Origin of the sequence: Haloechinothrix sp. LS1_15 (assembly GCF_033042135.1) — a bacterium.
Lineage (GTDB): Bacteria > Actinomycetota > Actinomycetes > Mycobacteriales > Pseudonocardiaceae > Haloechinothrix.
In genome coordinates this window covers 40445-67055 of sequence record NZ_WBXM01000013.1, presented here as the reverse complement: position 1 = coordinate 67055, position 26611 = coordinate 40445, and the positions used below count along the sequence as shown (strand labels likewise).

The 26611-nt window shown below is 67.9% G+C and carries 21 protein-coding genes; 5 read left to right on the top strand and 16 right to left on the bottom strand.

All coding sequences use genetic code 11. The features are described 5' to 3' along the window. Window positions 1–7 precede the first annotated feature (7 nt). From F8178_RS17550 to F8178_RS17530, 5 genes are all read right to left on the bottom strand, one after another. Window positions 8–925, bottom strand: a complete 918-nt coding sequence (locus tag F8178_RS17550) for a universal stress protein (protein WP_317495925.1) — start codon at window positions 923–925, stop codon at window positions 8–10. 144 nt (window positions 926–1069) lie between these two features. Further along, window positions 1070–3730, bottom strand: a complete 2661-nt coding sequence (locus F8178_RS17545; protein WP_317495924.1) for a GNAT family N-acetyltransferase — start codon at window positions 3728–3730, stop codon at window positions 1070–1072. Window positions 3731–3777: 47 nt separating this feature from the next. Continuing rightward, window positions 3778–4041, bottom strand: coding sequence for a hypothetical protein (locus F8178_RS17540; protein ID WP_317495923.1), 264 nt, complete (start codon window positions 4039–4041; stop codon window positions 3778–3780). Window positions 4042–4063: 22 nt separating this feature from the next. Beyond that, on the bottom strand, window positions 4064–4972 hold the full coding sequence (locus F8178_RS17535) for a universal stress protein (protein WP_317495922.1): 909 nt from the start codon (window positions 4970–4972) through the stop codon (window positions 4064–4066). Window positions 4973–5002: 30 nt separating this feature from the next. Further along, on the bottom strand, window positions 5003–8305 hold the full coding sequence (locus F8178_RS17530) for an HAD-IA family hydrolase (RefSeq protein ID WP_317495921.1): 3303 nt from the start codon (window positions 8303–8305) through the stop codon (window positions 5003–5005). 230 nt (window positions 8306–8535) lie between these two features. On the opposite strand from F8178_RS17530, the gene F8178_RS17525 reads away from it, so the two are divergent. The 3 genes from F8178_RS17525 (at window position 8536) to fbp (ending at window position 13228) form a co-directional block, all read left to right on the top strand. Next, the gene (locus tag F8178_RS17525) at window positions 8536–10905 is read left to right on the top strand and encodes a phosphoketolase family protein (RefSeq protein ID WP_317495920.1); all 2370 of its coding nucleotides are present in this window, start codon (window positions 8536–8538) and stop codon (window positions 10903–10905) included. Window positions 10906–11051: 146 nt separating this feature from the next. Then, window positions 11052–12113, top strand: a complete 1062-nt coding sequence (locus F8178_RS17520; RefSeq protein WP_317495919.1) for an acetate/propionate family kinase — start codon at window positions 11052–11054, stop codon at window positions 12111–12113. Further along, window positions 12110–13228: a fructose-1,6-bisphosphate aldolase/phosphatase gene (gene fbp / locus F8178_RS17515; RefSeq protein WP_317495918.1), complete on the top strand. Its 1119-nt coding sequence runs from the start codon at window positions 12110–12112 to the stop codon at window positions 13226–13228. Before F8178_RS17520 ends, fbp begins: the two co-directional genes overlap by 4 nt. 134 nt (window positions 13229–13362) lie before the next feature. On the opposite strand, the gene F8178_RS17510 is transcribed toward fbp, so the two are convergent. The 11 genes from F8178_RS17510 to F8178_RS17460 form a co-directional block, all read right to left on the bottom strand. Then, the gene (locus tag F8178_RS17510) at window positions 13363–14562 is read right to left on the bottom strand and encodes a site-2 protease family protein (RefSeq protein WP_317495917.1); all 1200 of its coding nucleotides are present in this window, start codon (window positions 14560–14562) and stop codon (window positions 13363–13365) included. A gap of 10 nt (window positions 14563–14572) precedes the next feature. Further along, on the bottom strand, window positions 14573–15562 hold the full coding sequence (locus tag F8178_RS17505; protein ID WP_317495916.1) for an Acg family FMN-binding oxidoreductase: 990 nt from the start codon (window positions 15560–15562) through the stop codon (window positions 14573–14575). Between the two features lie 101 nt (window positions 15563–15663). Beyond that, window positions 15664–15930 carry a phosphopantetheine-binding protein gene (locus tag F8178_RS17500; protein ID WP_317495915.1) on the bottom strand — a complete coding sequence of 89 codons (267 nt, stop codon included), beginning with the start codon at window positions 15928–15930 and terminating at the stop codon, window positions 15664–15666. A gap of 3 nt (window positions 15931–15933) precedes the next feature. Next, complete coding sequence (locus tag F8178_RS17495) at window positions 15934–17364, bottom strand: dihydrolipoamide acetyltransferase family protein (RefSeq protein ID WP_317495914.1); 1431 nt, start codon at window positions 17362–17364, stop codon at window positions 15934–15936. A gap of 1 nt (window position 17365) precedes the next feature. Next, window positions 17366–18337: an alpha-ketoacid dehydrogenase subunit beta gene (locus F8178_RS17490; protein ID WP_317495913.1), complete on the bottom strand. Its 972-nt coding sequence runs from the start codon at window positions 18335–18337 to the stop codon at window positions 17366–17368. A 4-nt stretch (window positions 18338–18341) separates the two neighbouring features. Beyond that, window positions 18342–19280: a pyruvate dehydrogenase (acetyl-transferring) E1 component subunit alpha gene (gene pdhA, locus F8178_RS17485; RefSeq protein ID WP_317495988.1), complete on the bottom strand. Its 939-nt coding sequence runs from the start codon at window positions 19278–19280 to the stop codon at window positions 18342–18344. 29 nt (window positions 19281–19309) lie between these two features. Next, window positions 19310–21097 (bottom strand): acetate--CoA ligase, encoded by a 1788-nt coding sequence (acsA, locus tag F8178_RS17480; RefSeq protein ID WP_317495912.1) that lies wholly within the window; start codon window positions 21095–21097, stop codon window positions 19310–19312. Between the two features lie 101 nt (window positions 21098–21198). Next, the gene (locus F8178_RS17475; RefSeq protein ID WP_317495911.1) at window positions 21199–21546 is read right to left on the bottom strand and encodes a VOC family protein; all 348 of its coding nucleotides are present in this window, start codon (window positions 21544–21546) and stop codon (window positions 21199–21201) included. Window positions 21547–21587: 41 nt separating this feature from the next. Beyond that, entirely contained in the window at window positions 21588–21854 is a 267-nt protein-coding gene (locus F8178_RS17470) for a DUF1876 domain-containing protein (protein ID WP_317495910.1), read from the bottom strand. A gap of 73 nt (window positions 21855–21927) precedes the next feature. Next, a complete protein-coding gene (gap, locus tag F8178_RS17465) occupies window positions 21928–22926 on the bottom strand; it encodes a type I glyceraldehyde-3-phosphate dehydrogenase (protein ID WP_317495909.1) in 999 nt (332 codons plus the stop codon). 126 nt (window positions 22927–23052) lie between these two features. Then, the gene (locus F8178_RS17460) at window positions 23053–23886 is read right to left on the bottom strand and encodes a formate/nitrite transporter family protein (protein ID WP_317495908.1); all 834 of its coding nucleotides are present in this window, start codon (window positions 23884–23886) and stop codon (window positions 23053–23055) included. 140 nt (window positions 23887–24026) lie between these two features. Here F8178_RS17460 and F8178_RS17455 point away from each other — a divergent pair, with 140 nt between their 5' ends. Next, a complete protein-coding gene (locus F8178_RS17455) occupies window positions 24027–24956 on the top strand; it encodes an ABC transporter ATP-binding protein (RefSeq protein ID WP_317495907.1) in 930 nt (309 codons plus the stop codon). Then, window positions 24950–26605, top strand: a complete 1656-nt coding sequence (locus F8178_RS17450; RefSeq protein ID WP_317495906.1) for a hypothetical protein — start codon at window positions 24950–24952, stop codon at window positions 26603–26605. The genes F8178_RS17455 and F8178_RS17450 overlap by 7 nt, the downstream gene beginning before the upstream one ends. The last annotated feature ends 6 nt before the right edge of the window (window positions 26606–26611 follow it).

Below are 26611 nucleotides of genomic sequence, written 5' to 3'. Positions count from 1 at the left end.
TGCCCGCTCACCAGCCCAGGCCCACGCGGACCACCGCGAGTGGGCATTCCGCGTAGTGCAGCAGCGACCAGCTGGTGGAGCCGAGCGTCATACCGGTCGCCGGTGCCGGGCCGCGCGAGCCGATGACCAGTAACTGGGCACCCACGCCGCCTGCGTGTGCCGCGGTGTCGAGCAGACCACGGACCGGCCTGTCACGGAGCACGATCTCGGTGACCCCGACGTCCGGGTACTTCTCCCGCCAGCCCGCGAGCCAGCCGGTGAGCTCGGCCCGCTTCGACTCGTACCGTTCCTCGTAGCTGGTCGCGCCACCCAGCGAGTTCCAGGCCCCGTACTGTGTCAGATCAGACCACGTGTGCACCGCGACGAGCTGCGCACCGAGCCGTGCGGCCGTGTCGAACGCGAATGCGAGGGGGCCGTCGCCTGCCGCAGAGCCGTCGACGCCCACCACCACGGGCCCTCTGGTCGGTACCGGTACGTGCTCCGTGGCGCTGCGAACCACCACGACGGGGCACGCACCGTAGGTGGCCAGCGCGACAGCGACCGACCCAACGAGCTGCTCGGCGAAGCCGCCGAGTCCGCGTGAGCCGACCACCACCAGCTCCGCGTCCTGCGACTCAGCGACGAGGCGTTCGGCACCGCTACCGGCTAACGTCACACAACTGGGTGAGGAACCCGGAGCAGCCTCCTCGGCGACGGCACGGGCTGCGTCCAGCCACGCCGAGCCCTGCTGGTTGAACGCCGCGACCACCGCCGCTGTCTCACACGGTGGCAGGGCCGGGACGCTGTAGGCGTGCACCAACCGCAACGGTGCCGCGCGCCGCTGCGCTTCCCGCGCGGCCCACCTGACTGCCTCGAGAGCACTGTCCGACCCGTCGACTCCGGCAACCACGGGAGGCTGGGTTCCGGCAGTGTCCATGGCGTACATGACGACACCTCCTCGTCTGTTGCGGTCGGCGAGTTGCCCTGTCCAGCGTCACCGGTCGGGCACGGCCTGCGCAGGGGACTTCCGAGGACGATTACGGGGCCGTTGGTCCCTTGGTACGGTCACGGGCGGACGGGCGCGGTGGGCTCAGGTAAGCAGCGACCGGGGAAAGTCCGCGGACTCCTTGGTGCGAGGGAGCGGTCGCAGCAGGACTCGTGCGTCCAACGCGACACACCCCGCGTTGCTCATCAGCACCGGGTTCAGGTCGAGCTCTGCCACCTCCGGCAGCAGTTCGGCCATGGCGCTCACGCGCAACAGTAGCCGCTCCAGCTCCTCGGGATCCCCACCTGCGAGCAGGGCGGGCGAGCACCGCAGGTCGCGCACCATCCGGTGAGCGTTCGCGTCCGTCAGCGGCACCAAGCGAGCCGTCCTGTCGTCCAGCAGGTCGGTATCGGTACCACCGAGGCCGAAGACCACGAGAGGGCCGAAAACACCGTCGTTGTGCAGCCCGAACAGCAGCTCGCGCTCGCCACGGAGCATGGGCTGCACGAGCACCGACTCGAAGCGTTCGCCGAAGGTCCCGCGCAGGGTCCGGAATGCCTCCCGTGCCGCGTGTTCGTTCTCGACGTCCAGCACGACGCCGCCTTCGCGCGCCTTGTGCAGCAGCCCGGTCGCGACCACCTTGATGGCGACAGGAGCGTCGAATCGCCGCAGAGCGGCAGCGGCCTCGTCCTCGTTCTCGGCCCGTACCGTGTCGACGACGGGAAACCCCAACGAACGCAACAGCGCGTCGGTCGCCTCAGGGACGAGCCATCCACCGTCGGGGTTGTCGGCGAGCCACCCGTCGACCAGTGACCGCGCCTGTGCCTCCCGCAGGTCCCCGAGTTCGGGAAGGCGCCCAGCCGGTTCCGCCAACCATGCCGTGTAGCGCGCCAGGTGTGCCACGCTCGACAGCGCCAAGTCGGCGTCGCCGTAGCACGGCATGACGGGCTTCCCTCCTGCGTCACGCAGCGGCATCACCGTGGGAAGCTGCCCCGATCGCACGGCAACCAGGACGGTGCCGTCGTCCGGTGCGCACTCCGGCAGTGCCCGTGCCGGATCGCCAAGGGCGGTGGCCACGCCCTCGGCGATCACGATGTCCACACCCTCATCGGCCGCCACCGCGGTCACGCACGCGCCGAAGGTCGCTCCGTCCACCGCTGCCCCGGTGTCCAGTGGATTGGCCACTCCAGGGGCCTTCGGCAACAACCGGCGCAGCGTCCGCCGCGTCGACGGTGCGAGCTCGGCCAGTCGGAGACCGTACCGCAGGCATGCGTCGGTGGCCAGCACCCCCAGGCCACCCGCGTTGCTGACCACCGCCACACGCGGGCCGCGCGGAAGCGGTTGCCAGGCGTGTGCGGCCAGCACCCCGACGAGTTCGCTCAGGTTATCGACCGCGATCACACCGGCCTGTTCGAACAGCAGGTCCCTGCTGAGTACCGGAGTCGCCGTGGCCGCGGTATGCGACGCTGCCGCTCGCTGCCCGGCATCGGTGCTGCCCGCACGCACCGCGAGCACCGGTTTGCGGCGGGCCAGCACGCGCGCGATCCTGCTGAACTTCCTCGGGTTCCCGAACGACTCCACGTAGAGCACGACCGCCGCGGTGGCGGGATCGTCCAGGTACCACAGCAGCAGATCGTTGCCGCTGACGTCGTACTTGTCCCCGGTCGACACCAGTGTCGATATGCCGACCTCCAAGGTGTCCAGTAGCTCGGCGATCGCGATCCCCACCCCACCCGACTGGGTCACGACCCCGACCGAGCCCGCCCGGACCGGCCCCTCGAGGAACGTCGCGTTCAACGAGATCGACGGGTGGGTGCTGGCGATGCCGACACAGTTCGGCCCGATCAGTCGCATGCCGTAGCGCACCAGCGAATCCCGGATCTGCCGTTCCAGCAGGGTTCCGGTGATCCCGGAGGTGAGCATGACGATGCCGGCGACACCGTGCCTGCCGCACTCCTCGACGACCGCCGCGGCGCTGCGCGCGGGTACGCAGACCACCGCCAGCTCCGCGACCGACGGCAGCTGCGCGACCGTGGCGTACGAGGACACCCCCAGCACCTGCTCGGCGTGCGGGTTGACGACGGTGAGCTCGCCCCTGTACTCGCTCGCGAGGATCGTGGCCACCACCGCGTGTCCTACGCGGCCGGGTGTGCGGCTCGCCCCGATGACCGTCACCGAGGCAGGCAGCAGGAGCGGTCGTAGGCTCGTCCGGTTGGCGTGGCGTTCGCGCTCAACCACAGCGTCGTGGTACCGCTCATCCGGTGCGACCGCTACGATCACTTCGCGGTGCGGTCCGGATGGGACAACCGTGCAAGGCAGACCGAGGTCGTCGAACACCCGCATCATCCGCACGTTCTCGCCCGATACCTCTGCGACGAACCGGCGAATGCCGAGCCTGAAGGCGTAGCTGACGAGCGCCTCCAGCAGCAGGGTACCGACCCCTTGTCCCTGCACCGAACGATGCACGACGAGGGAGACCTCCGCCTCGGCCGGGTCGCGCAGCACCCCCCAGGTCGCCATACCGACAAGCTCGCCATGCCGGAACGCCCCCACCGCGAGCCGTCCCCGCACGGCGGGATCGAGCACGCCCCTGACCCACTGGTCCAGCCGGTGGGGTACCGGGCCGAGGAAGCGCAGGCGCCGGTCCAGTTCATCGAGGCTCGCGTGCAACGCCACCACCGCGGGCGCGTCGGTGGTTTCCAGCCGCCGGATCGTCACAACGGCTCCCGAGGCGAGCAGCATACGGCTGCCTGCTGTCGCCGTCATCGCCCGTCACCCCTGCCTGCGCCCTCTCCAGTCCACGTCACGCGGCCTCACATGCCGAATGCCGCCGGGCGGAAACCGTGGATCCCGGCATCCAGCCGCTGATCCGTCGAGACGGAACCGGCCGGTGCGGAGATGCGGGTCGCCGCCTCCCGATACACCCTGCCGAGCGGGTTCCCGCTGCCGTCGACAAGGCGCGCGGAATCGATATCGGTGGCGTGCAACATCAAGAGGATGTCCTGGAACGGCGTACTCGGCCCAACCACAAAGGGTTCATCGAGGTCATCCTGTTCGTTCGCTTCTACGGGATACATCGGACACTCCAGGATCGGTTGGTCACGCACTTGCCGTTGCTGCGGGCCGGACCACCATCACCGGGCAGGCGGCATGATGCATCAGGGCCTGGCTCGTGGAACCGAGCAGCAAGCCGGCGAACCCGCCCCTGCCTCGGCTACCCACGACCACCAGCTGCGCACCCGAGCTGAGCTCAAGCAGCTTGTGGCGCGGCTTGTCGCGCACGACGACGCGCTCCACCACGACATCCGGGTACTTGTCAGCCCACCCGGCGAGACGCTCGGCCAGTACCCGCTGCTCGGTCTCCGAGGGCAGCTCCCAGTCGAAGTGCGCGCGCGATGCGCTGAACAGGATCTCGGTGTCTTGGTCGCTCCAGGCGTGCACGGCGATCAACGGCGCGGCACGGTGCGCGGCGATCTCGTACGCGTGACCGAGCGCTTCGTCGGAGAGCTCGCTGCCGTCGATGCCGACGACGATCGGAGCGGTTTCGGGAAGCTGGTCGGCGAACTGCCCCCGGATCACCACCACCGGGCAGGCCGCGTGTGAGGCGACCTGGACCGGGGTGGCTCCCATGGCCACACCGGCGAGGAACCGACCGTAACCGGAAGCCCCGACCACCACCATCCGGGCGCGGTGCGAGACCGCGCGCAGCGCCGCTGCCACCGTGTCCGACCGCAGGGCGGTTTCCACGGTGACCTCCGCCGTGGCGGTCGCGACCTGCGCTGCCTGCTCCAGGATCGTTCTGGCATCCTCACGCAACGCGGTCACGGCTTCCGCGCTCGGCGGCACGACCCCCATGTACATGTTCGGCACGCCCATCGCGTGCACCAGCAGTAACGGCACCTCGCGTGCCCGCGCCTCGCGCGCCGCCCACCTGGTGGCGACGAGTGACTGCTCGGACCCGTCGACCCCGACGACGATCGGCAGGCGATTGTGATCACCGAGCTCCATCTCTCCTCCTCGTGTTGACCACCAGCGACGTTAGGAGCTCCCCTCCAGCTCGGGCTGCTGCTGGAGGTCCCGGGTGCGGGGGACTTCGGTCCCTGCCGCGCCGGAACCGCGCGCGTCCAGCGCGACCGTGATGCTGCTGCCCGCGGCCAGCTGATACTCGGTTCCGTCGATCATCACCGAGACGGGCGCGGACGCGCTCGGAGCGGCACACAACGTGACCGCCTCGTGCGCGACCCGTACCGAGATCCACTGGCTGCGGTAATGGAGGTCGAACTCCAGCGATTCGAGTTCCTCCGGAAGCAGCGGGTGCAGGCTCAGTACCCCGCACCGGACGTCCAGTCCGGTGTAGCACCGTTGCAGGATGTCGAGGGTTCCCGCCATCGCCCCGAGGTGGATGCCTTCGCGCGTGGTACCGCCCTGCGTGTCCCTCAGGTCGGCGTCGAGCGCGGAACGGAACATCGGCCATGAGCGTGACCGGTCCGTACGTGCCAGCACCCACGTGTGCGCGACATGACTCAACGTCGATCCGTGCGACGTGCGATTCACATAGTAATCCACAGTAGCCGGAATGCTCTGTGGTTCGAAAACATATCCCAGTCCCCTTACGAGCTCGGCTAGCTCTTCAGCGGTGAACACGTATAGCAGCATCAGGACGTCGGCTTGCTTCGATACCTGGTACCGGTTGGTATCGTCATCTTCGGATTCCAGTATCAGATCGAGACGACCGATGTTGCCGTAACGCTCGCGATACCGGGTCCAGTCGAGCTCGTCGAGTTCGCCGTACCCTTCGAACTGTTCGAGTACGCCGCCATCGAGGAAGCTGAGACGCAGTCGAGTTGCCACATACTGCCAGTGCGCGAGCTCGGCATCGGTCGTATGCAGGCGCTGCCAGAGCTCCGAGCCGTGACTTTCGCCGAGCAGCTGGTGCGCGTCGAGCGCCCGGCGTAGCGTCCACGCGACCATCACGTTGACGTAGCTGCTGTTGTCGATGCCCTGCCCGGCACGGCCCGGGTAGCCGTCGTGAAACTCATCTGGCCCCATCACGCCCCTGATGTCGTAACGATCACTCGTCGAATCGTAGGTCGCGATGCTGACCCAGAACCGAGCGATCTCGATGAGCATCTCGGCGCCGTAGGCCATCATGAAGCCGACATCCGCGGTCGTCTCCCAGTAATGCCAAACATTGTGGGCGACCGCGAGCGTCACGTGATACTGGAGTCGGGAATGGTCGGCCATCCACCCATCCGACAGTGGATTGTAGAACGCCCTTGGCGTTTCCTCGCGACCATCACTCCCGCTTTGCCAAGGGAACAACGCGCCGTTGCACCCCAGCTCGGCAGCGATCCGTCGGGCCTGTCCGAGCCTGCGGTAGCGGTACAGCAGCAGCGAGCGGCTCAGCTCCGGCAAGCAGAAGTTCAGGTAGGGCAGGACGAACAGCTCATCCCAGAAGATGTGTCCGCGGTATCCTTCGCCGTGCAGCCCTCGGGCGGGAACCCCGACATCGAGGTCCGTTGTGTGCACCGAGAGGGTCTGGAGCAAGTGGAACACGTGGAGGTTCACCGGGCGTCGGGTGGCATCGACGCCCGACAACAACACATGGAAGCGCCGCCACAACTGTTCCCACGCCGCTGAGTGCGCGGCCAGCATCGTGGGAAAGGTGTACGTACCTGCCACATCCTCCCTGGCCGCCACCTCGGGCTCGGATATCGCGCGGTCCTTCGAGCTGAAGATCGAGACGAGCTTGTCCACGGTCAGGGGGATTCCCTGCCCGACAGCGAGTGTCATGTCCTGACCGACGGCGCCTGCTGTTGTGCGGACCCGGCGCCGGACCTCGGTCAGCGCACCGTCCTGGCGCACGGAGGTGCGCGCGGCGACCGTGACCCTGACACGTGACTGGCTGGTTTCCGTCGTCAACCAGCACCGCGTCGTTCCGTCGCCTCCGGTACCCGTCACATCGATGTGTTCGTCGGCCAACCCTTCGTACGAGCTCACGTTCCGGTTCCTGATCCGCCCGTCGATACCCGAGTAGATCTCGATCCTGCCGGACCAGTTCTCCGGGATCAGCGTGGTCTCCAGTGCGGCACGGTGCGGATCGGCCATCGACACCAGCCTGCGTTGGCGTACGCGGGTGCGCCTGCCGTGACCGTCCGACACCACCGCCTCCCTCGCCAACAGCCCCTGCGCCATGTCCAGCATGCGGTGCTCGTGCCGAGACTCTCCGGAGTGCGCGCCCCACCAGTGCTCCCCCTGGGCGCGGAAGCTGAACGGTAACCAGTTCGGCAGGTTGACCATGCTCTCGTCCACACGGACACTTCCGTCTACTGTGGATGTCAGGCGGTTGAACACGCCCGCGATATAGCTTCCCGGGTAATGGGTCCCGTCGTCGATGACCTCCGGGTGCGCGCCTCGGCTGCCAAGGTAGCCGTTACCCAACGCCAGTAACGCCTCGCGCGTTCCCTCCTGCTCCGGCGCGCTACCCGCGAAGTGCAGCCGCCACTCGTCGTCGGGTAGCTGGCACAACGCGCATCCCGGATCGACCAGCGACACACCCAGCTCGTCGAGCTCGGCGACCGCGACATCCGCCCCGCTGTCACGGAGCTGCGCGTGGCGGTCAATCCGGCCGAGGCCGACGACAAGGCCGAACCCACCCACCTCGGCCGCGCGCACACCCGCGACGGCGTCCTCAATCACCACGGCCGCGGCGGGACCGACGCTGAGCAGGCGAGCGGCTTCGAGGAACATGGCCGGATCGGGCTTGCCGGGCAGAAAACGCTCCTCGGCGACGATGCCGTCGACGACGACGTCGAAGCACCCATCCAGCCCCGCAGCAGCCAGCACCGCGGCGGCGTTCCTGCTCGCGGTCACCACACCGGTCGGTACGCCGCCCGCTCGAAGGCGCCGCAGCACCGACACCGTCGGGCCGATCACCGCGACGCCGGCGTCACGAAGCGCGGCACGGAAGCGCTCGTCCTTGCGAGCCGCCAGTCCCCACTGCGTCCAGCGGTCGGGGCCGTCTCCCTTCTCGCCGATGGGCAGATCGACACCCCTAGCGGACAGCAGGCTCGCCACGCCGTCGATCCGCGCCCGGCCATCGATGTGGCGGCGATAGTCCTCATCTGTGAACCCGTCGGCTCCCAGCTCCGGGAGCACCTCGTGCCACAGCTGCCGCCAGGCGGCCAAGTGTTGCCGTGCGGTATCGGTGACGACGCCGTCCAGGTCGAACAGGACCGCATCGAAGCGGGAATCCCCGATCCACACTCCAGGGCGCACGTCGATGATGCCGTCCCCGGATTCGCTCCGGGGGTTGTCCCGGGGATCGCGCTGTGTCGTCACGCCTACCTCGCCAGCTCGGGGCACCGCTGGTCACGGCCCGGTCGGCACCAACCACCCTCAGCCTCCCGCGCGCCTGTCGTCGTCGGCACGGGCCGAGGTCATCCACCCTCGGGACGTTGTGCCCTGGAGCTGACCGCCCGCACGCGGCAACCTTGATGGCATGCCCGGCGGGTGCGAGGCATAGCCGGTCACGCGCCTGCCGGGTCCAACCCAGTAGGCGAGGAGGCGGCATGTCCGTGGCAGGCCAGGAGGCGCTGCAGGAACACGAGTTGGACGTACTCGACGCCCACTGGCGTGCCGCGAACTACCTGTCAGCGTGCCAGCTCTACCTGCTGGACAACCCGTTGCTGGCCGAGCCGCTGTCGCGCGTGCACCTCAAACCCCGGCTGCTTGGCCACTGGGGCACCGTTCCCGGACTGAACTTCGTCTACACGCACCTGAATCGCGTCATCACGCGGCACGACCTTGACATGATCTACGTGACCGGTCCCGGTCACGGCGGGCCCGCGCTGCTGGCGAATACCTGGCTCGAAGGAAGCTACAGCGAAACGAACACCGATGTCACCCGTGATGTCGACGGCATGCGTCTGCTCTTCCGCCAGTTCTCGTTTCCCGGCGGAGTGCCGAGCCACGTGGCTCCCGAGGTTCCCGGATCCATCCATGAAGGCGGGGAGCTCGGATACTCGCTGGCACACGCGTTCGGCGCGGCGTTCGACAATCCGGAACTGATCGTGGCGTGCGTGATCGGCGACGGTGAGGCCGAGACCGGTCCGCTCGCCGCTGGCTGGCACGGCAACAAGTTCCTCGATCCGGTCCACGACGGGGCGGTACTGCCGATCCTCCACCTGAACGGTTACAAGATCGCCAATCCCGCGATACTGGCACGCATCCCGCACGACGAACTCGACGCGCTGCTGCGCGGTTACGGCTACGCCCCGTACTACGTGACCGTCGATCAACCCGAGCAGGCCCACCAGCGGATGGCGACGGTGCTCGACGACGTCGTCGAGCAGATCACGCTAATCCGGCAGCGGGCGCGCCGCGACGGGGTACGGCAACGGCCGCAGTGGCCCCTGATCGTGCTGCGAAGCCCCAAGGGATGGACCGGGCCGCGCGAAGTGGACGGGTCAGCGATCGAAGGGACCTGGCGGGCCCACCAGGTCCCGCTGCCCGCGGCCAACCACGACCCGGAGCACCTCCGAATGCTGGAAGAGTGGCTCCGCGGCTACCGACCGGAGGAGCTGTTCGATCACGAGGGTAGGCCACTTCCGCACGTACTGGAGCAGATTCCCGGTGGCGAGCGGCGCATGGGTGCCAACCCTCACGCCAACGGCGGGATGCTGCTGCGCCGGTTGCGGTTGCCCGATGTCTCCCGGTTCCGCGCCGATGTCGCCGAGCACGGTCGCACGTACTCCGCCCCGACCAGGGCACTCGGCGCGTACCTCGCCGACGTGGTACGGCGCAACGAGCACGCGCGCAACTTCCGCGTGTTCGGCCCTGACGAGACCGCGTCCAACCGGCTAGATGCGCTGTACGGCGTCACCGGCAAACAGTGGCAACCCGAAACGCTCGACGGTGACGAGCACCTGGTACCGAGCGGGCGCGTGGTGGAAGTGCTCTCCGAGCACCTGTGCCAGGGCTTCCTCGAGGGCTACCTGCTCACCGGTAGGCACGGCCTGTTCAACTGCTACGAGGCCTTCATCCACATCGTCGACTCGATGTTCAACCAGCATGCCAAATGGTTGAAGGTGCATCAGCAGCTACGTTGGCGACACCCGGTGGCCTCGCTCAACTACCTGCTCAGCTCCCATGTCTGGCGCCAGGACCACAATGGCTTCTCGCACCAGGATCCCGGGTTCATCGATCATGTGGTGAACAAGAAGGCAGAGGTCATCCGGGTGTACCTGCCGCCGGACACCAACAGCCTGCTGGCGGTGGCCGATCAGTGCCTGCGCAGCCACGACCTCATCAACGTGATCGTGGCGGGGAAGAACTCCTCACCGAACTGGTTGAGCATCGACGATGCCGTACAGCACTGCGCGCGGGGGGCTGGAATCTGGGAGTGGGCGAGCAACGACTACGACGGCGCTGCCGACGTGGTCCTGGCATGTGCGGGTGACGCCCCAACGCACGAAGTGCTCGCCGCCGCGTCGCTGCTGCGCAAGCACCTACCGTCGCTGAATGTACGGGTCGTGAACGTCGTCGACCTGATGCGGTTGCAACCCCACACCGAGCACCCCCACGGCATGACCGACGCCGAGTTCGACGCGCTGTTCACCACCGACCGACCGGTGATCTTCGCCTACCACGGCTACCCGTGGCTGATTCACCGCCTCACCTATCGCCGGACCAACCATGTCAACCTTCACGTTCGCGGATACAAGGAGGAGGGAACCACCACGACACCGTTCGACATGCTGGTTCTCAACGACATGGACAGATTTAAGCTGGTCATCGACGTACTGGAACGGGTACCGCTGCTCGGCGCACGAGCAGCCAGGCTGCACCAACACATGGCGGACCAACGAATCAAGCACCGGCGGTGGATCCGCCAGTACGGCGAAGACCTCCCCGAGGTGCGGGAATGGACGTGGCGATGAACGTACTCGTGGTCAACTCGGGCTCATCCAGCCTCAAACTCAGCCTGCTCGACCGAGAGTACAGGCGCATAGCCACGCGCACGGTCCAGCCATGGACAACGGGTGAGGCAACCCCCGTGATCGAGTTTCTCCGTCCGCTACCACCGGTGGCGACAGTAGGTCATCGATTCGTCCATGGTGGACCATCCCTCGCCGAACCGGTGGTCATCGACGACACTATCCGCGCCGAACTCGGCTCGCTCACCGAGCTCGCGCCGTTACACCACCGCCGCGCGATCGACGCACTCGACGCTGCCCGGGCAGCGTTGCCCGGGGTGCCGCACATCGCGTGCTTCGACACCGCCTTCCATGCCGACCTCCCGCAGGCGGCCGCCACCTACGCGGTGCCGAGAGCGTGGCGCGACCGGTGGAACCTCCGTAAGTACGGTTTCCACGGCCTTTCCCACGCCTCGGTGGCCCGCCAGGTTCCTGAACTACTGCAACGGCCCCGCGATACAGTGCGGATCGTCAGCGCGCACCTCGGTGCGGGTGCCTCGCTGTGCGCCATCGACGGCGGCCGTTCGGTGGACACCACCATGGGATTCACGCCGCTGGACGGCCTGGTGATGGCAACCCGTTGCGGATCGGTCGATCCGGGCATGCTGCTGTGGCTACTGCGCGAAGACAGGCTCGACCTGGAATCGCTGTCCGATGGGCTGGAACGCCGCTCCGGACTCGCCGGGCTGTCCGAACTTCCCCATCGTGCCTCGGATATGCGCGCCGTGCGGCAGGCCGCGGAACGCGGTGACCAGCGGGCGCGGCTCGCCGTCGACGTGTACGTCCACCGACTCCGCGCCGGGATCGCGGCGATGGCGGCGGCGATGAACGGTATGGATGTGCTCGCCTTCACCGGTGGTATCGGCGAACACGACGCGGTGCTCCGTAACGACGTGACCAACGGTTTGCGATTCCTGGGAGTCGCCATCGACAAGGTCAGCAACGCCCATTGCCTGCCGGGAACGGATATCAGCGCGCCAGGCGGCTCCACGCGAGTGGTGGTCGTCGCCGCCGAGGAGGATATCGAGGTGGCGCGTCACGCGCGAGCAGCGGCGATCGAAACGTTGGTCGCCTGCCGAGACCGGCCCAGCACGATGCCCGATCGTCCCGTAACCGTGGGACCTCGTCCCCTGCCAGGGACGCCGCCACCGCTGACAGGGTCGAGCGTATGACTACACTCAGCATCATCAAGGCCGATACCGGTGGGTTCGTCGGTCACTCGGCCGTCCACCCCGATATGGAACACGCCGCTCGCGAGTGGCTCGCGGACGCCGTCAACACCGGGCTGCTCTCGGACGGTCAGGTCGCGTCCTGCGGCGACGACCTGGCGCTGATCATGGTTCACGGGCACGGGGCCGACGCCGAGGCCGTTCACTCGTTCGCCTGGGAGCTGTTCCAGCACACCACATCGATCGCGCAGCGGCTCGGCCTCTACGGCGCGGGACAGGACCTGCTTTCCGACGCCTTCAGCGGCAACCTCCGCGGTATGGGACCCGGGTACGCCGAGTTGGAGTTCACCGAGCGGCCCAGCGAGCCGATGATCTGCTTCCTCGCGGACAAGACCGAACCTGGGGCATGGAACCTACCCCTGTACCGGATGTTCGCCGATCCGTTCAACACCGCCGGACTGGTGATCGACAAGAACATGCATCCCGGCTTCCTGTTCGAGGTCTACGACCTGCACGAGGAGAAGCGGATCGTGTTCGACTGCCCGAGCGAGCTCTACGACATGCTGATGTACATCGGCGCGCCCGCTCGCTACGTCGTTCACCGCATCCACTCCAAGACCCTGGCCGCCACGGCCGCGGCGACGTCAACGCAGCGGCTGTCGCTCATCGCAGGAAAGTACGTCGGCAAGGACGACCCGGTGATGATCGTCCGCTGCCAGTCCGGCCTGCCCGCCGTGGGCGAGGTGCTCGAACCGTTCGCCTTCCCCTACACCGTCGCGGGATGCATGCGCGGCTCCCATCACGCCCCGCTGATGCCCGTGGGCCTCGATCAGGCGCACCCCACCCGCTTCGATGGCCCGCCGCGTGTCGTCGCACTCGGATTCCAGGTCACCGATGGCAAGCTGGTCGGGCCGCGCGACCTGTTCGCCGACCCCTCGTTCGACAGAGCCCGCCAGCAGGCGAACGTCACGATGGACTATCTCCGGCGGCACGGACCGTTCGAACCGCACCGGCTGCCTCTCGAGGACCTGGAGTACACCACCATGCGTCAGCTCGAGGACGATCTCACGGATCGGTGGCAGCCCATCCACGAAGCACCTGCTCCAGCCGAGCGCTGAGCGCCCGGCCTCCGCTCCCGGTCCTGGGGCGACCGCCGGGCCGGGAGCGAAGCGCGCTCGGACGACTGCCGGACGCCCCGGCTTGCCGTACGCGGATGAGATGACGGGCTCGCAGGCGAGGTCCCGATGAGATCTCAGCGCACCGACCGCTCGTCCCGTCCGGAGGCACGCAACGCCGCGATCTCGAGGCCGCTTCGCACGTCCTCGGCGCTGACGGTGCCGACGAGCTCACCACCGTCGGTGACGATCAGCAGATCACGCCCCGGAAGCAGTGCCGAGCGAGCGATCACGCCCGCCATGTCGTCGTCAGGCGCGACGATCGACCCCTCTCGAAGCGGCCTGCCGACGTCGGCCATCATCGTACTCGCCCGAGCCTCGGGCGGAACGCGAGCGAGGTCGGTCAGACTCACCACACCGACCGGCATACCGTGGGAGTCCACCACGGGCAGCACCCGCTGCCCCTGCCTCATCGCGATGGCATCGACCACCGACCGCACCGTGACATCGGCGCGCACCACCACCGGATGGCGTCGCATCACCTCGTCGACACGCACCCCGGCCAGCAGTAGTCGCTCCACGGAACTACCCAACTCGATGGTGGCCGCGCTGACGAGAAACCACCCGATCAGCATCAGCCACAACCCCAGAATCGCGCCGACGAGCACCTGGATCGCACCGAAGGCGATCAACCCGATCCCCAGACCACGTCCCACACGAGCGGCGTGCTGCGACGACCGTTCCCTGTCGCCCGTGCGGCGCCACAACACCGCGCGGAGTACCCGCCCGCCGTCCAACGGCGCCCCGGGAAGCATGTTGAACACCGCGATGACGAGGTTCGTCGCTGCCACCCAGATCACGACACCGAGCAGCAGCGGATCGGCGATGGTGGCCACGAGTGCGGCGAGCGCGAACCCGCCGATGCTGATGACGAGGCTGGCGAGCGGCCCGACCACCGCGATCCGCAGCTCCGCTCGCGCGTGCGGCGATTCCTCCGCGAACTCCGCCACCCCGCCGAGCATCCACAAGGTGATGCGGTCGACCCGCACACCGTAGCGCAGCGCCATCACGGAATGGGCGAGTTCGTGGACGAGCAGCGAGGCCAGCAGCAGCATCGCGCCGATCGCGCCTGCCGTCCAGTACGCGACAACGCCCCGTTCCGGAGCGAGCGCGGGCAACACGTGTGCCGCGAGGAGGTAGGCCACCAGCAACACGATCGCGAGCACCGACCAGTGCGCCGCGATCGGTATGCCCCGAACGCTGCCGAGGGCGAGCCTGCCTCGCAGGATCCGGCGGCCGTCGCCGGTGGCCCGGTGGGTGTGCGCGATGACGTTCACGACGGCCGCCTCATCGCAGTGTCCCCTTGGCTTCGGTGCGCCGCAGGTAGCCACGGAGATCTTTCGGGGCATCGGTCACCTCGTCGGCCGGGTACCCGATACGCACCATCACCTGCGGGAACCCCGCGATGCCGAGCCGCTCGCCCAGCCGGGTACGCACGTCGGTCAGGTGGAGCGGCTGCGTGATGACGTTGCCGACCAGGCCCGCATCGACTGCCGAGAGCCAGATCCGCTGCAACGCGGCGCCTGCACGGACATGGTCCGGCGCCGTGTCGGTACCGGTGTGTACCACAAGCAGCAGCTCCTCGGCCAACCTGCTCGCCAGTACGTGGCTGTCCGGGATCCGGGTACTGGAACGGACCAGCCCCATCCACGGCAAGGTGTTATCCGCTGGTGGCGCGAAAGGCGGCGCTTTCCCCTCGGTCGAGCTGCTCGCGTGCGTGCCCATCCACATGGCCAGCTCTCGCTGCAACCCCCGGTCGCCGCGCAGCGCCGTTGCCGCGTAGGTCAGCACCTCGGCGAGCGGAGTCAGGTCCGTGGCCATGACCCGATGGACGCCCACGTCCTCACTGTGGCCCGCTGCCGCGAGGTCGGCGGCGAGCTCGCCTGCTACGACCTGCCCGGAGAACGGGTGCCGGTAGGTGCGGCGCCGGTGCACGGCGCGGTGGAGCGCGGACTCGCGAGCGGTCGCGGACTTCTCGCCCGACGGGGTCACCCGCGCGACGAGGGCAGGCCGGTCCGCTTCCGGGAAGAGCTCGACCTCGGTGATACGTCCGAGGGAGCGCGCCGCCACCCGGAGGTTGGTCAACGCCGCGCCGCACGAGATCAACCGATCCCGTCCCGTGGGGTCGTGGTGCGCCAGCGGTCGGTCCGTCCACTCGAACAGATCAACCCGATCCGGGTGGGACTCCACCACCCATGGCATCGTGTCCTGTACCGAGGGCGCAGCGCCGAGTGCGAGCTCGAGCGCCCGAAGTTCGGAAGGCGTCCAGGCCGTCATATCGTGGCTCCTTCGTCCGGTCTCACCCCAGCCTCGCCGGTACGCGGCTGCTGTGGTTAGGGCATTCCGGTGGTCCGGTCCGGGACGTTCGTCTCCCGGTGTCAGCCCTGGCCGCCGAGACGCCGCCGTAGGTAGTCGATACAGCCCGTGAAGGTGCCCAGTTCGCCGTAATCGTCCTCCTCGATGCGCAGGCCGCTGCGCTTGCTCAGCTGGGCCACGAAGGCGAGGAAGTCGAGGGAGTCGAGTTCGGCTTCCTCCTGTAGCGGGGCATCGCCGTCGATAACGGCAGGATCGATGTCGGGGACGATCGTCCGAAGCGACACCGCTACCAACTCACCTACCTGGTCTGTAGCCTGCGGATTGTTCATGACTCACTCCTTTGCTCGGTGAAGGTGGTGCTGGAGGGCGGTGAGGAATCGTGCGCCGGTTGCCCCGTCGGTCGCGCGGTGATCAGCGGCCAGGCTCGCCTGCACCGTGGAGCGCGCGCCGAGCAGGCCATCGACGGCGTACGGCCGGTCGCGCACCGCCCCGAATCCCACGAGCGCGACCTGCGGGGGATGGATGACGCCGTACACCACATCGACGCCGAGGTCGCCGAGATTGGTCACGGTGATGGAGGCGGCCCCCAGATCACTGGAGCGCATACGACCGGCACGTGCCCGCTGAACGGCGCCACGCAACCACGACATGACCTCGGCAACCGATCGCGAGGCCGCGTCCGGAAGGACCGGAACCACCAACCCGCCACCGCGCAGCGAGACCGCCACGCCCAAGTCCACCGACCGCGCGGGCACGAATTCGCCATCCAGCCAGTGACCGTTGAGCTCGGACACCGTACTCGCCGCCGCGGCGGCGGCGGCGAGCAGCACCGCAGCCGGGACGATCCGGTCGTCAACCGGACGATCCCGATTGCACCGGCGGAGCCACTCCAGCGTCTCCGTCACGTCGACGGTCGTGGCGAGGTAGTAATGCGGGATCTCCCGCTTCGAGCGAGCCATGGCGTCCGCGATCGCCGCGCGCATGCCCGTACGAGCCGCACCGGTGCGTGGCTCACGCGGCACAGCCACCTCCGGCCGAACGTCATCCGGGACCTCCGCGGGACGTTCCTCGCCGCCCGTATCCGCTGCGACCGCGCGGACGTCGGCCGCCCGCACCACACGATCGCGCGGCAGCGCGTCGTGGTCGACGCCGAGCTCGGCGGCCAGCCGGCGCGCGTACGGGGTGATCCGGCGCCCCGACGACGTCGCGGTGGTGGACGGCCGCTCGGGCTCCCGCTGCTCGACGTGAGCGGTCCGCTCCGCCGTGCGCCCCGCTGCCTGCTCCACATCCTTCCTGGTAGGAAAACCGCGCCTGCCGGTACCGCGCACAGTGCGGAGATCCACACCGAGCTGTGCAGCGAGCTTGCGCACGTTCGGGGAAGCCTGCGGGAGTGCCCTAGCCGCCGCAGCGGACGGTTCCGGCGCCGGGGACGGTTCCGGCGCAGGGCGCTCGGCGGGCTCAAGCGATGGCGCCACCGGCTCCGCCTGCGAATCCGCCCGCGGGTGAGCCGGTTCGCGAGGTGCCGTCGCGGCGGCATCGATCACCGCGAGTGGCTCGCCCACGGCGACCGTCGTGCCTTCCTCTATCAGCAACCGGTCGATCGTGCCACTGTCGAAGCATTCGATCTCCACCGCCGACTTGCTGGTATCCACGACGGCGACGGCATCCCCCTTACGAACCGCATCACCCGGCCCGACCAGCCACTCAAGCAGCGTTCCCTCCGTCATGTCCGCTCCCAGCGAGGGCATGGTGAGCTGCGCCATCTCACGTCACCGTCTTCAGCGCCGCATCGACGACCCGCTCCGGGCTGGGCAGCGCCGCGTCCTCGAGGTGCTTCGCGTACGGCAGCGGTACCTCGGCGGTACAGACACGTTGGACCGGGGCGTCGAGCTCGTACAGCGCCCGCTCGCCGATTCGAGCGGCGATCTCGGCGGCCAGGCTGCCGCTGCGCCATCCCTCGTCCACGATCACCGCTCGATGGGTGCGGCCGACCGAGTCGAGGAATGCCCGTTCATCCAAGGGGCGCAACGTGCGCAGGTCGATGACCTCGGCAGCGATGCCCTGACCTGCGAGCACGTCGGCTGCCTGGAGCGCCGTTCGCACGGTCCCGCCGTAGGCGATCAACGTCAGGTCGGAACCGTCCCGGCGGATCGCCGCGCGGTCGATGTCCACCGCCCCCGCGTCCTCTGCCAGGTCGTCCTCGGTGCCGTACAGGCCACCGTGCTCGAACAGCAGTACCGGATCGGGATCCTCGAGTGCCGTGGGGAGCATTCCCCTGGCGTCGGCCACCGTCGCGGGCGCGACGACGCGAAGTCCCGGAATGTGCGCGTACCAGCCTTCCAGGCTGTGGGAGTGCTGTGCCGCAAGCTGCCTCCCGCCGCCCGTTGTCATCCGGATCACCAGCGGAACGCCTATCTGCCCGCCGGACATGTGGCGCAGCGTCGCGGCGTTGTTCATGATCTGGTCCAGTGCCAGCAAGCTGAAGTTCACCGTCATGATCTCCACGATGGGCCGCATTCCCGCCATAGCGGCGCCGATTCCAGCGCCGACGAAGGCCGATTCGGACAGCGGGGTGTCCCGCACGCGTTGCTCGCCGAACTCCTCGAGCAGCCCGAGGCTCACCGCGAAGCAACCGCCGTACCGGCCTACGTCCTCACCCATGAGAAACGTACGGTCGTCCGCCAGCAGCGCTTCGCGGATCGCGGCGCGCAGCGCCTCCCGGTAGCTGGTACGCATGTGATCACTTCCCGTCGGCGTACACGAATCGTTCCAGGTCGTCCACAGGCTCCTCCTCGTCCGAGTCCGCTTCGGCGACGGCACGATCGATCTCCGATTCCACGCCGAATTCCAGCTTCTCCAGATCCTCATCGGACAACTCGCCGGAGTCGCGCATGCGCCGTGTCAGCGACTCGATCGGATCGCGTTCCTTCCATCGATCGACCTCTGCCCGGTCGCGGTAGCGTTCGGGGTCGTACAGCGAGTGCGCCCGGAACCGGTACGTACGGAACTCCAGGAAGCACGGACCGGAACCGGTCCGTGCCATATCCGCCGCGCGGGCCGTGGCGCGCGCGACCGCTTGAACGTCCATCCCGTCCACCGCCCACGAACGCACCCCGTACGAGCTCGCTCGCAGCGCCAGATCCGTTTCCGCGTGACTGCGCTCGAGAGCTGTTCCCATGGCGTAGTAGTTGTTCTCGCAGCAGAACAGCACCGGCAGCTGCCACAGCGCCGCCAGGTTCATCGTTTCATGGAACTCGCCTTCCGCGGCCGCGCCGTCACCGAACAGGCACATGGTGACAGCCTGGCGACCACGCATGCTGTCCGCCAGCGCGAGGCCGACCGCGAGGGGCAATCCCCCGCCGACGATGGCATTGCCGCCGTAGAACTTCCTGCTCGCATCGAACAGATGCATCGACCCGCCTCGGCCGCGACTGCAACCGGTCACCTTGCCGAACATCTCGGCCATGAGCGCCGCCATGGGCATACCCCTAGCCAGGGCGTGGCCGTGCTCGCGGTAGGTCGACACCACCGCGTCCTCCGGCGTCAACGGCGTCAGTGCCCCGGTGGCCACTGCTTCCTCTCCGATGTAGAGGTGCATGAACCCACGGATCTTCGTCGCGCTGTACAGCTCGACACACCGCTGTTCGAACCGGCGAATGCGGACCATCTCGGTCAGCATACGCATACGTGCGCTGGAATCTGTTCCGTTCATGAGTGCCAGTCCATAGTGGAGGTATCGCCTTCGTCGAGGCCGAGCTCTCGCGCCTTGAGCAACCGACGCATGATCTTGCCGCTACGGGTGTGGGGTACCGCGTCGACGATGGCGACCTCCTTGGGAGCCACCGCACCGAGCAGGCGGCGGCCGAAACTGAGGAGCTCGTCCCGGAGCTGCTCGCTGCCGTGGTAGCCGCTTCGCAACACCACGAACGCCTTGACCAGTTCCCCCGCCACCGGGTCGGGCTTGCCGATCACACCGACCTCGGCCACCGCGGGGTGGGCCATCAACGCGCTTTCCACCTCGAACGGGCCGACCAGGTGTCCCGCTGACTTGATGACATCGTCAGCACGGCTGACGAACCAGTAGTAGCCTTCGTCGTCCCGTCTGGCCACGTCCCCCGTCAGGTACCAACCGTCGGCGAACGAGGATGCGTACCGATCGGGATCGTTCAGGTATTGCCGGAACATGGATGGCCATCCGGTACGGATCGCGAGCTCCCCTGCCACCTCTGGTTCGGAGACCTCGGACACGCGCCCGTCGTGCACCCGCGCACGACCGTCGCTGCCACGTTCCAGCAGCCCGACTTGGATTCCCGGTACCGGCCTGCCCATCGATCCTGGCTTGATGTCCTCGGCCTGGAAATTGCTCAACATGATGGCCCCGGTCTCGGTCTGCCACCAGTTGTCGTGCACCGGGATGCCGAACGCCTCCTGACTCCACATCACGATTTCCGGATTGAGCGGCTCGCCGACACTCGCCGCGAACCGCAGCGCGGATAGATCGTGGCGTGCGAGTAGTTCGGTACCGTGACGCATCAACATGCGCAGCGCGGTCGGGGCCGTGTACCACACCGTGACCCGCTGTCCCGCCAGGATCCGGTACCACCGGGGAGCGTCGAACTCACCCTGATCGGTGACCACTGTGACGCCATGGGTCAACGGAGCGATGATTCCGTAGGACATGCCGGTCACCCAGCCGGGATCAGCCGTACACCAGTAGATGTCCCCCTCACGGAGGTCGAGCGCGTACGCGGCGGTGGCATGGTGAGCGACCACCGCGTCGTGCACGTGCACAACGCCTTTCGGCCGTCCGGTCGTGCCGCTTGTGAAGTGCAGCAAGGCCGGATCCTCCGGCTTCGTCGGCACGGCGCCGAAGGCGGTGGCACTCGCCTGGAGCATCGGATCCAACGCGGTGGTATCTACCGGGGCCGAATCTCCCACGATCAACACGTGCCGCAGGCCTGGCAGGTACCGGCGAACGGGTTCGACCTTACGGCGGTAGAGCGTGGCCGTGGTCACCAGTACCCGTGCATCACCGAGCCGCATCCGTTCCAGCACCGGCTCGGGGCCGAACGCGGCGAACAGCGGCGCTACGATACAGCCTGCCTTCCAGGCCCCCAGCACCGCGTCGTAGAGCTCGGGAATGCGGTTCAGCAGCGTGAACACCGTCTCGCCTTGGCTGACGCCGAGACCTCGCAGCAGGTTGGCGAACCTGTTGCTCCGGTACCGCAGCTCGGCGTAGGTGATATCGGTGACGCCCTCGTGGCGATCGATGCACCGCAACGCGGTCGTGCGCGCACGGGGACCGTCGGCATGCCGGTCGACGGCCTCGTAAGCGATGTTCAATCCCGCCCCGCCCGGCAGACCAGCCAGCCGCTGCCGCTCGGCTTCCCACGAGAACTCGGCGCACCGCCGATCGTAGTGATCGAGGTTGGCACCGAGCTTGGTGCTGGACGGTTTGCTGATCCGGGGCCAGGTGTATTGATCGGTTTCAGTCACGAGCTCATCCATCCCCTCGTACGAGGTCACGATCCACAGCGCCGGGTGCAGGCCGCGGGCATACGCCTCACCGACCGGCAGCCCAGGTCACCGCATCCGAATCAGCCCTCGTGGAACAGGCCGACCGGATTGCCGTCCGGATCGGTGAACACCGCGAAGGTGCCCACATCGGGTATCGGAGTCGGCCCGAGCACCCGCTTTCCGCCGAGCGCGACGGCCTTACCAAGAGCGGCTTCGAGGTCATCGACGGCAACATAGACCGCGACATACGGCGTCATGTCGTTGTCGACCTGCATCAGTCCGCCGCCGATGCCGGAATCTTCGCTCGATATCAACGCGTACTTGGGATCGGCGGTGTCGAAGGTCCACCCAAACAGGTCTCGGTAGAAGCTACGCTGGCGGTCCAGGTCACGCCCGCCAATCTCGAAATGCACCACAGGATTCGGCATGCTGGTCACCATCCTCACTGTCGCGGAATCTGGAGAGTCGATTACCGGCGCAGGTGAACTGGCTCGTGGGTGATGGCTTCGATGTCGCCAGCGGTAATATCGAGCAGGCGGTTCGCCAGCTCGGCGAGCGCCCGCGCCACCGCGAGCTCGTCACCGATCTCCGGCACGTTCAGGTCGCTCGGGTTCAGCAACGCGATACCTTCACCGGATACCCCGGTCTCGTCGCGGTTCCGCAAAGTAGCGCGCGCCCTGGTGCGGTCTTCGTACTCGTCGATGTGGATGTCGACGGTCCACCTTTTCGTTTCCATGTCGTCCCTCTCCTTCGGGCTATCGATGACCGGAAGTCGACCGGGCGCTCCGGACACATTGGGGCCAGGCGACTTACTGTCCGATGTGCTCGGCGAACTCGACGAGCCTGCAGGCGTATCCCCATTCGTTGTCGTACCAACCGAACACCTTCACGAAGTTCCCGTTGACCTGCGTGAGCAACGAGTCGAAAACGCAGGAAGCCGGGTCTCCGATGATGTCCCTCGAGACGATCGGATGATCCGTGTAGCGCACGATCCCGCTCAGCTCGCCCGCTGCCGCGTTGGCGAAGGCCTCGTTCACCTCGTCCGCGGTGACCTCGCGGGTCAGCAGCACGGTCAGGTCGGTCAGCGACCCGTCGTCGACCGGGACCCGCATGGCCGCCCCGTCGATCCGACCCTCCAAGTCGGGAAGAACATGCCCGGTCGCGCGTGCCGCGCCGGTGCTGGTGGGGATGATGTTGACGCCCGCCGAGCGGGCGCGGCGCAGGTCCTTGTGGGGGGCGTCGAGCACGACTTGATCGTTGGTGTAACCGTGCACCGTGGTCATGAAGGCCTTGCTCACGCCGAACGCGTCGTCGAGCACCTTCACCATGGGCGCGACGCAGTTCGTCGTGCAAGACGCGTTCGAGATCACCTCGTGGACGTCAGCGTCGTACTGGTCACCGTTGACGCCCATCACCACGGTGAAGTCCACGTCCTTGCCCGGGGCCGAAATCAGCACCCGGCTGGCCCCGCCTTTGAGATGCCCGCCCGCTTGCTCGCGGGTGCGAAACAACCCGCTGGATTCGATGACCACGTCGGCGCCGACAGCCCGCCAGCCGATGCGTTCCGGTTCCCGGCATGCCGACACGGGGATGGTTGTCCCGTCCACCACGATCGCATCCGGGACCGAGTACACATGCCGGTCCAGTGGACCGTAGGTCGAGTCGTAGGCCAGCAGGTGCGCGAGCTCGGCCACCGGTGCCACATCGTTGATCCCCACCACTTCGACATCGGTGTCGCTGGTCAGCACCCGACGCAGCACCATCCGGCCAATCCGACCGAGCCCGTTGATACCGACACGTACCGTCATGGTCGCTCCCCGCTGTCTCGTCACCTGTCCGGACCGGTTCAGGCTCGCGCAGCCGAGCTGCGGATCTCAGCGGGCGAACGGCCCCGACAGCAGGGCCCTTAGGCCTTCACCTCGCCCGGCTGCCACTCATGCAGCCGTCTGACCGCGGTAAGCGGGGCGCAAGTAGGTGACGTAGTAGGCCAACGCCACCATCAAGCTGCCACCAACGATGTTGCCCGCGATGACGACGAGCAACGTCAGCGCACCGCCACCAACTGAGATGGCGGGAACGTCCGCGGCGATATCCGGGAACAGCCATTCGATGAGCAGCCCGCGCGGCAGGAAGTAGAGGCCGGCGGCGACATGCTCCAGGTTCGCCGCACCGAGCGCCGACAGCGGCAGAACGATCCCCACGACCCGGTCCGTCACGCTGCGGCCCGCGAGCGATACCCACACCGCGAGGCAGACGAACAGGTTGCCCAACACTCCGAGCGCGAACGCGTGCGACACCGGCAAGGTAGAGCTATGCTGCGCGACCTCGATCGCACGGCGGCCGACCTCACCCCCGCCGCTTTCCGGTAGTCCGGACATGACGAACAGCACGGCGAGCCCTATCGCGCCGACGGCATTCGCCAGGAGGATCAGGCCCCAGTTGCGGAGCAGCAGCCAGGTGGTGACCTTCCGCGACGCCCACGCCATCGCCAGCAGGTTGTTGCTGGTGAACACCTCGGCACCGGCGATAATCGCCAGGATGTACCCGGTAGCGAACACGAATCCGCCCGCGAGCTGCGCCCAGGACTGCCCACCCGCGGTGACCACTGTGTAGTAGAGGCCGCCCATGCCGATGAACCCGCCAGCCAACACTCCGAGCATGGCGGACTGCCACCAGGGGGAGCGGGCCTTGACGATGCCGAACTCCTCGACGCGGCGCGCGACCTCCGGAGGCGAATATGCGTCGAGGCTTGGTACCGGATGTGTCATGGGCCCCAGTCAACCCTTCCGACGGCGCTGGATCCAGGACTTCCGGTCCCCCGATTGTGGACGATAGTCGCTGTGCGCGGTGGCGCAGAGTCGGCAGGCTGACACCGACACTGCCAGCAGCCTGGGCAAGGAGGGCGATCATGCACGTACCCGGCAGCCCGGCCGTTGAGTTCGACTCGGTGACCAAGCGATTCGGGGCCGTAACCGCGCTCGATCAGCTGACGCTGGCGGTGCGCGAAGGCGAGATCATCGGACTGCTCGGCCCGAACGGCGCCGGTAAGACCACCGCGCTGCGTACGATGCTCGGGCTCCTCAAGCCGACCAGCGGACGCACGCGGGTTTTCGGCATCGACGCCTGGGCGCACCCGGTCGAAGGACACCGGCAGCTTGCCTACATCCCCGGGGAGTTCCCGGTGTGGCCACAATTGACCGGTGCCCAGATGCTCGATCTGCTCGGTACCACCTCCGGGGCATACGACCGGCACGACCGCGACGAGCTGGTGGAACGATTCGCCTTCGACCCTCGCAAGCGCGGGCGCAGCTACTCCAAGGGAAACCGCCAGAAGATCGGCGTGATCGCCGCGTTGATGACACGCGCTCCGCTGCTGGTGATGGACGAGCCGTCCAGCGGGTTGGACCCGTTGATGACCGCGACGTTCCAGGACTGCCTGCGCGAGGCCAAGCAGCGTGGCCAGACCATCGTGCTGTCCAGCCACATCCTCTCGGAGGTAGAGGCGGTTTGCGACCGGGTTGCGGTGCTCCGGGAGGGCAGGCTCGTCGAGCACGGCACGCTTGCCGAGCTGCGGCACCTGCACGCCACGACGGTCCAGGCAAGCTACGCGGGACCGGCACCTGTGCTGGACGGGGTGCCAGGGGTGGCGAACGCGGTCGCACGGGACGGCGTCCTCCGGTTGCAGGTCACCGGGCCGGTCGACCCGCTGCTCAAGGCCCTCGCCACGGCCACGGTGACCTCGATGCAGATGCGCGAACCCTCGTTGGAAGAGCTGTTCCAGGTCTTCTACGACACTCCCTCGCCGGTGTCGGAAACGGCAGGGGAGGGCTCATGGTGACCGGGCTCGACCACCCGTCGAACGTGCGGTCGAACACCGGCACCGTATCTGGGCGGCCGGTGGCTGCGGTGTGGTGGCGGCTCTACCAGCATCAGCTGCGTATCCTCCGTAACACGGCGATCGCCTGGATCGCGGCACTGGCCGGGTTGGGCGCCGCCGTTGTCGCGACGTTCGAGGACCGCTTCGCTACCGACGCCGAGCGCCAGGCACTCGCCGATGCAGCAGGCGTACCCGCTTTCGAGGCGCTGACCGGCAGGCTCGTGGAAACCGCCACACTGGAGGGCCTGGTGCTGTCGCGGTGGGGGATGTTCGGCATCCTCGTGGCCATCTGGGGGTTGTTGGCCGCAACACGGCTGCTGCGGGCAGCCGAGGAGTCGGGGCAGGTCGAACTGCTCCGCGCGGGTGCGATCTCACCACGCGGCATGCTGACCTCGGCGTTGGCAGCGCTCGTCACCGTGTACGCGGTGTTCGCGGTGGCAGTCGGAGCAGGCCACGCGGCGGCCGGTATGGACTCCGCCACCGCCTGGGCGACTGGTGCGGCTGTCGGGTTGCTCGGTGCGTCGTTCGGTGCGGTCGGTGCCGTGGCGAGCCAGCTGGCCCGGACGCGTCGCCGGACGCTGGAAATCGGCGGAGCCGTGCTCGCGGCCGCACTGCTCCTGCGCCTGATCGCCGCGGCAGGCGGCACCCCCGATTGGCTGTGGTGGACCACCCCGTTCGGCTGGGTCGGTTTCCTACACGAGGTCGATCAGGCGCGCGCCACGGTCCTCACCGCCTTCGCCGCGCTACTGATCGGGTTGATCGCGCTCGGCCTCCTGCTCGGCCGACGCGACCTTCACGGCGGCACGTTCGGCCGTGGCGAAGCAGCGACCCGCTGGACACGTCCCGTGAACTCGCACCTGGCGCTGGTCGTTCGCCTCACGCGGGGCGCCATGGTGACCTGGGGCACGATCATCGGCATCCTCGCGTTGGTCTTCGGGCTCCTGGCCAGTGACTTCGTGGACGCCGCCGCGCGGATGCCCACGACGGTGGCGCTGGCGGAGCAAGCCGGTTGGGGCGCGATCAACACCGCCGAAGGGCTGGTCGCCTGGATCTTCGCGGCGCTCGTCGCCGTGCTCGTGGCGTTGTTCGCCGTGGGCCAGGTCGCCGCAATCCGCGAGGAGGAAGCGAGCTGGCGTATCGAGCACCTGCTGGCCCGCCCGATCGGGCGCGGCCGGTGGCTCGGCACGCGAGTGGTCGTCACCACGATCGCCACGGTACTGCTGGCGCTCGGCGCCGGGGTGGTCGCGTGGCTGGCCACGGGCCTGTCTGGGACGCCAATCACGTTGCCCGACGCGCTGGCTGCGGGTCTGAACGTGGTTCCGGTGGCCGTGCTGTTTCTCGGCATCGGCATCTTCCTGATCGGAGTGGTGCCGCGCATCGCGGTACCACTGACCTACGGGCTGCTGGTGGCCACGTTCCTGCTGGATTTCGTCGGAGGGTTCCTCGACCTTCCCGACTTCGTAATGGACGTGAGCCCGTTCCGGCACCTCGCCGCCGTGCCTGCCGTAGAGATGGCCATCACCGCCGCGGCGGTGATGGCGTTCGAAGGGCTGGTCGCCGCGGCCGTGGGCGTTGTCATATTCCGCGTAAGGGACCTGCGTGGCGAGTGAATCTCG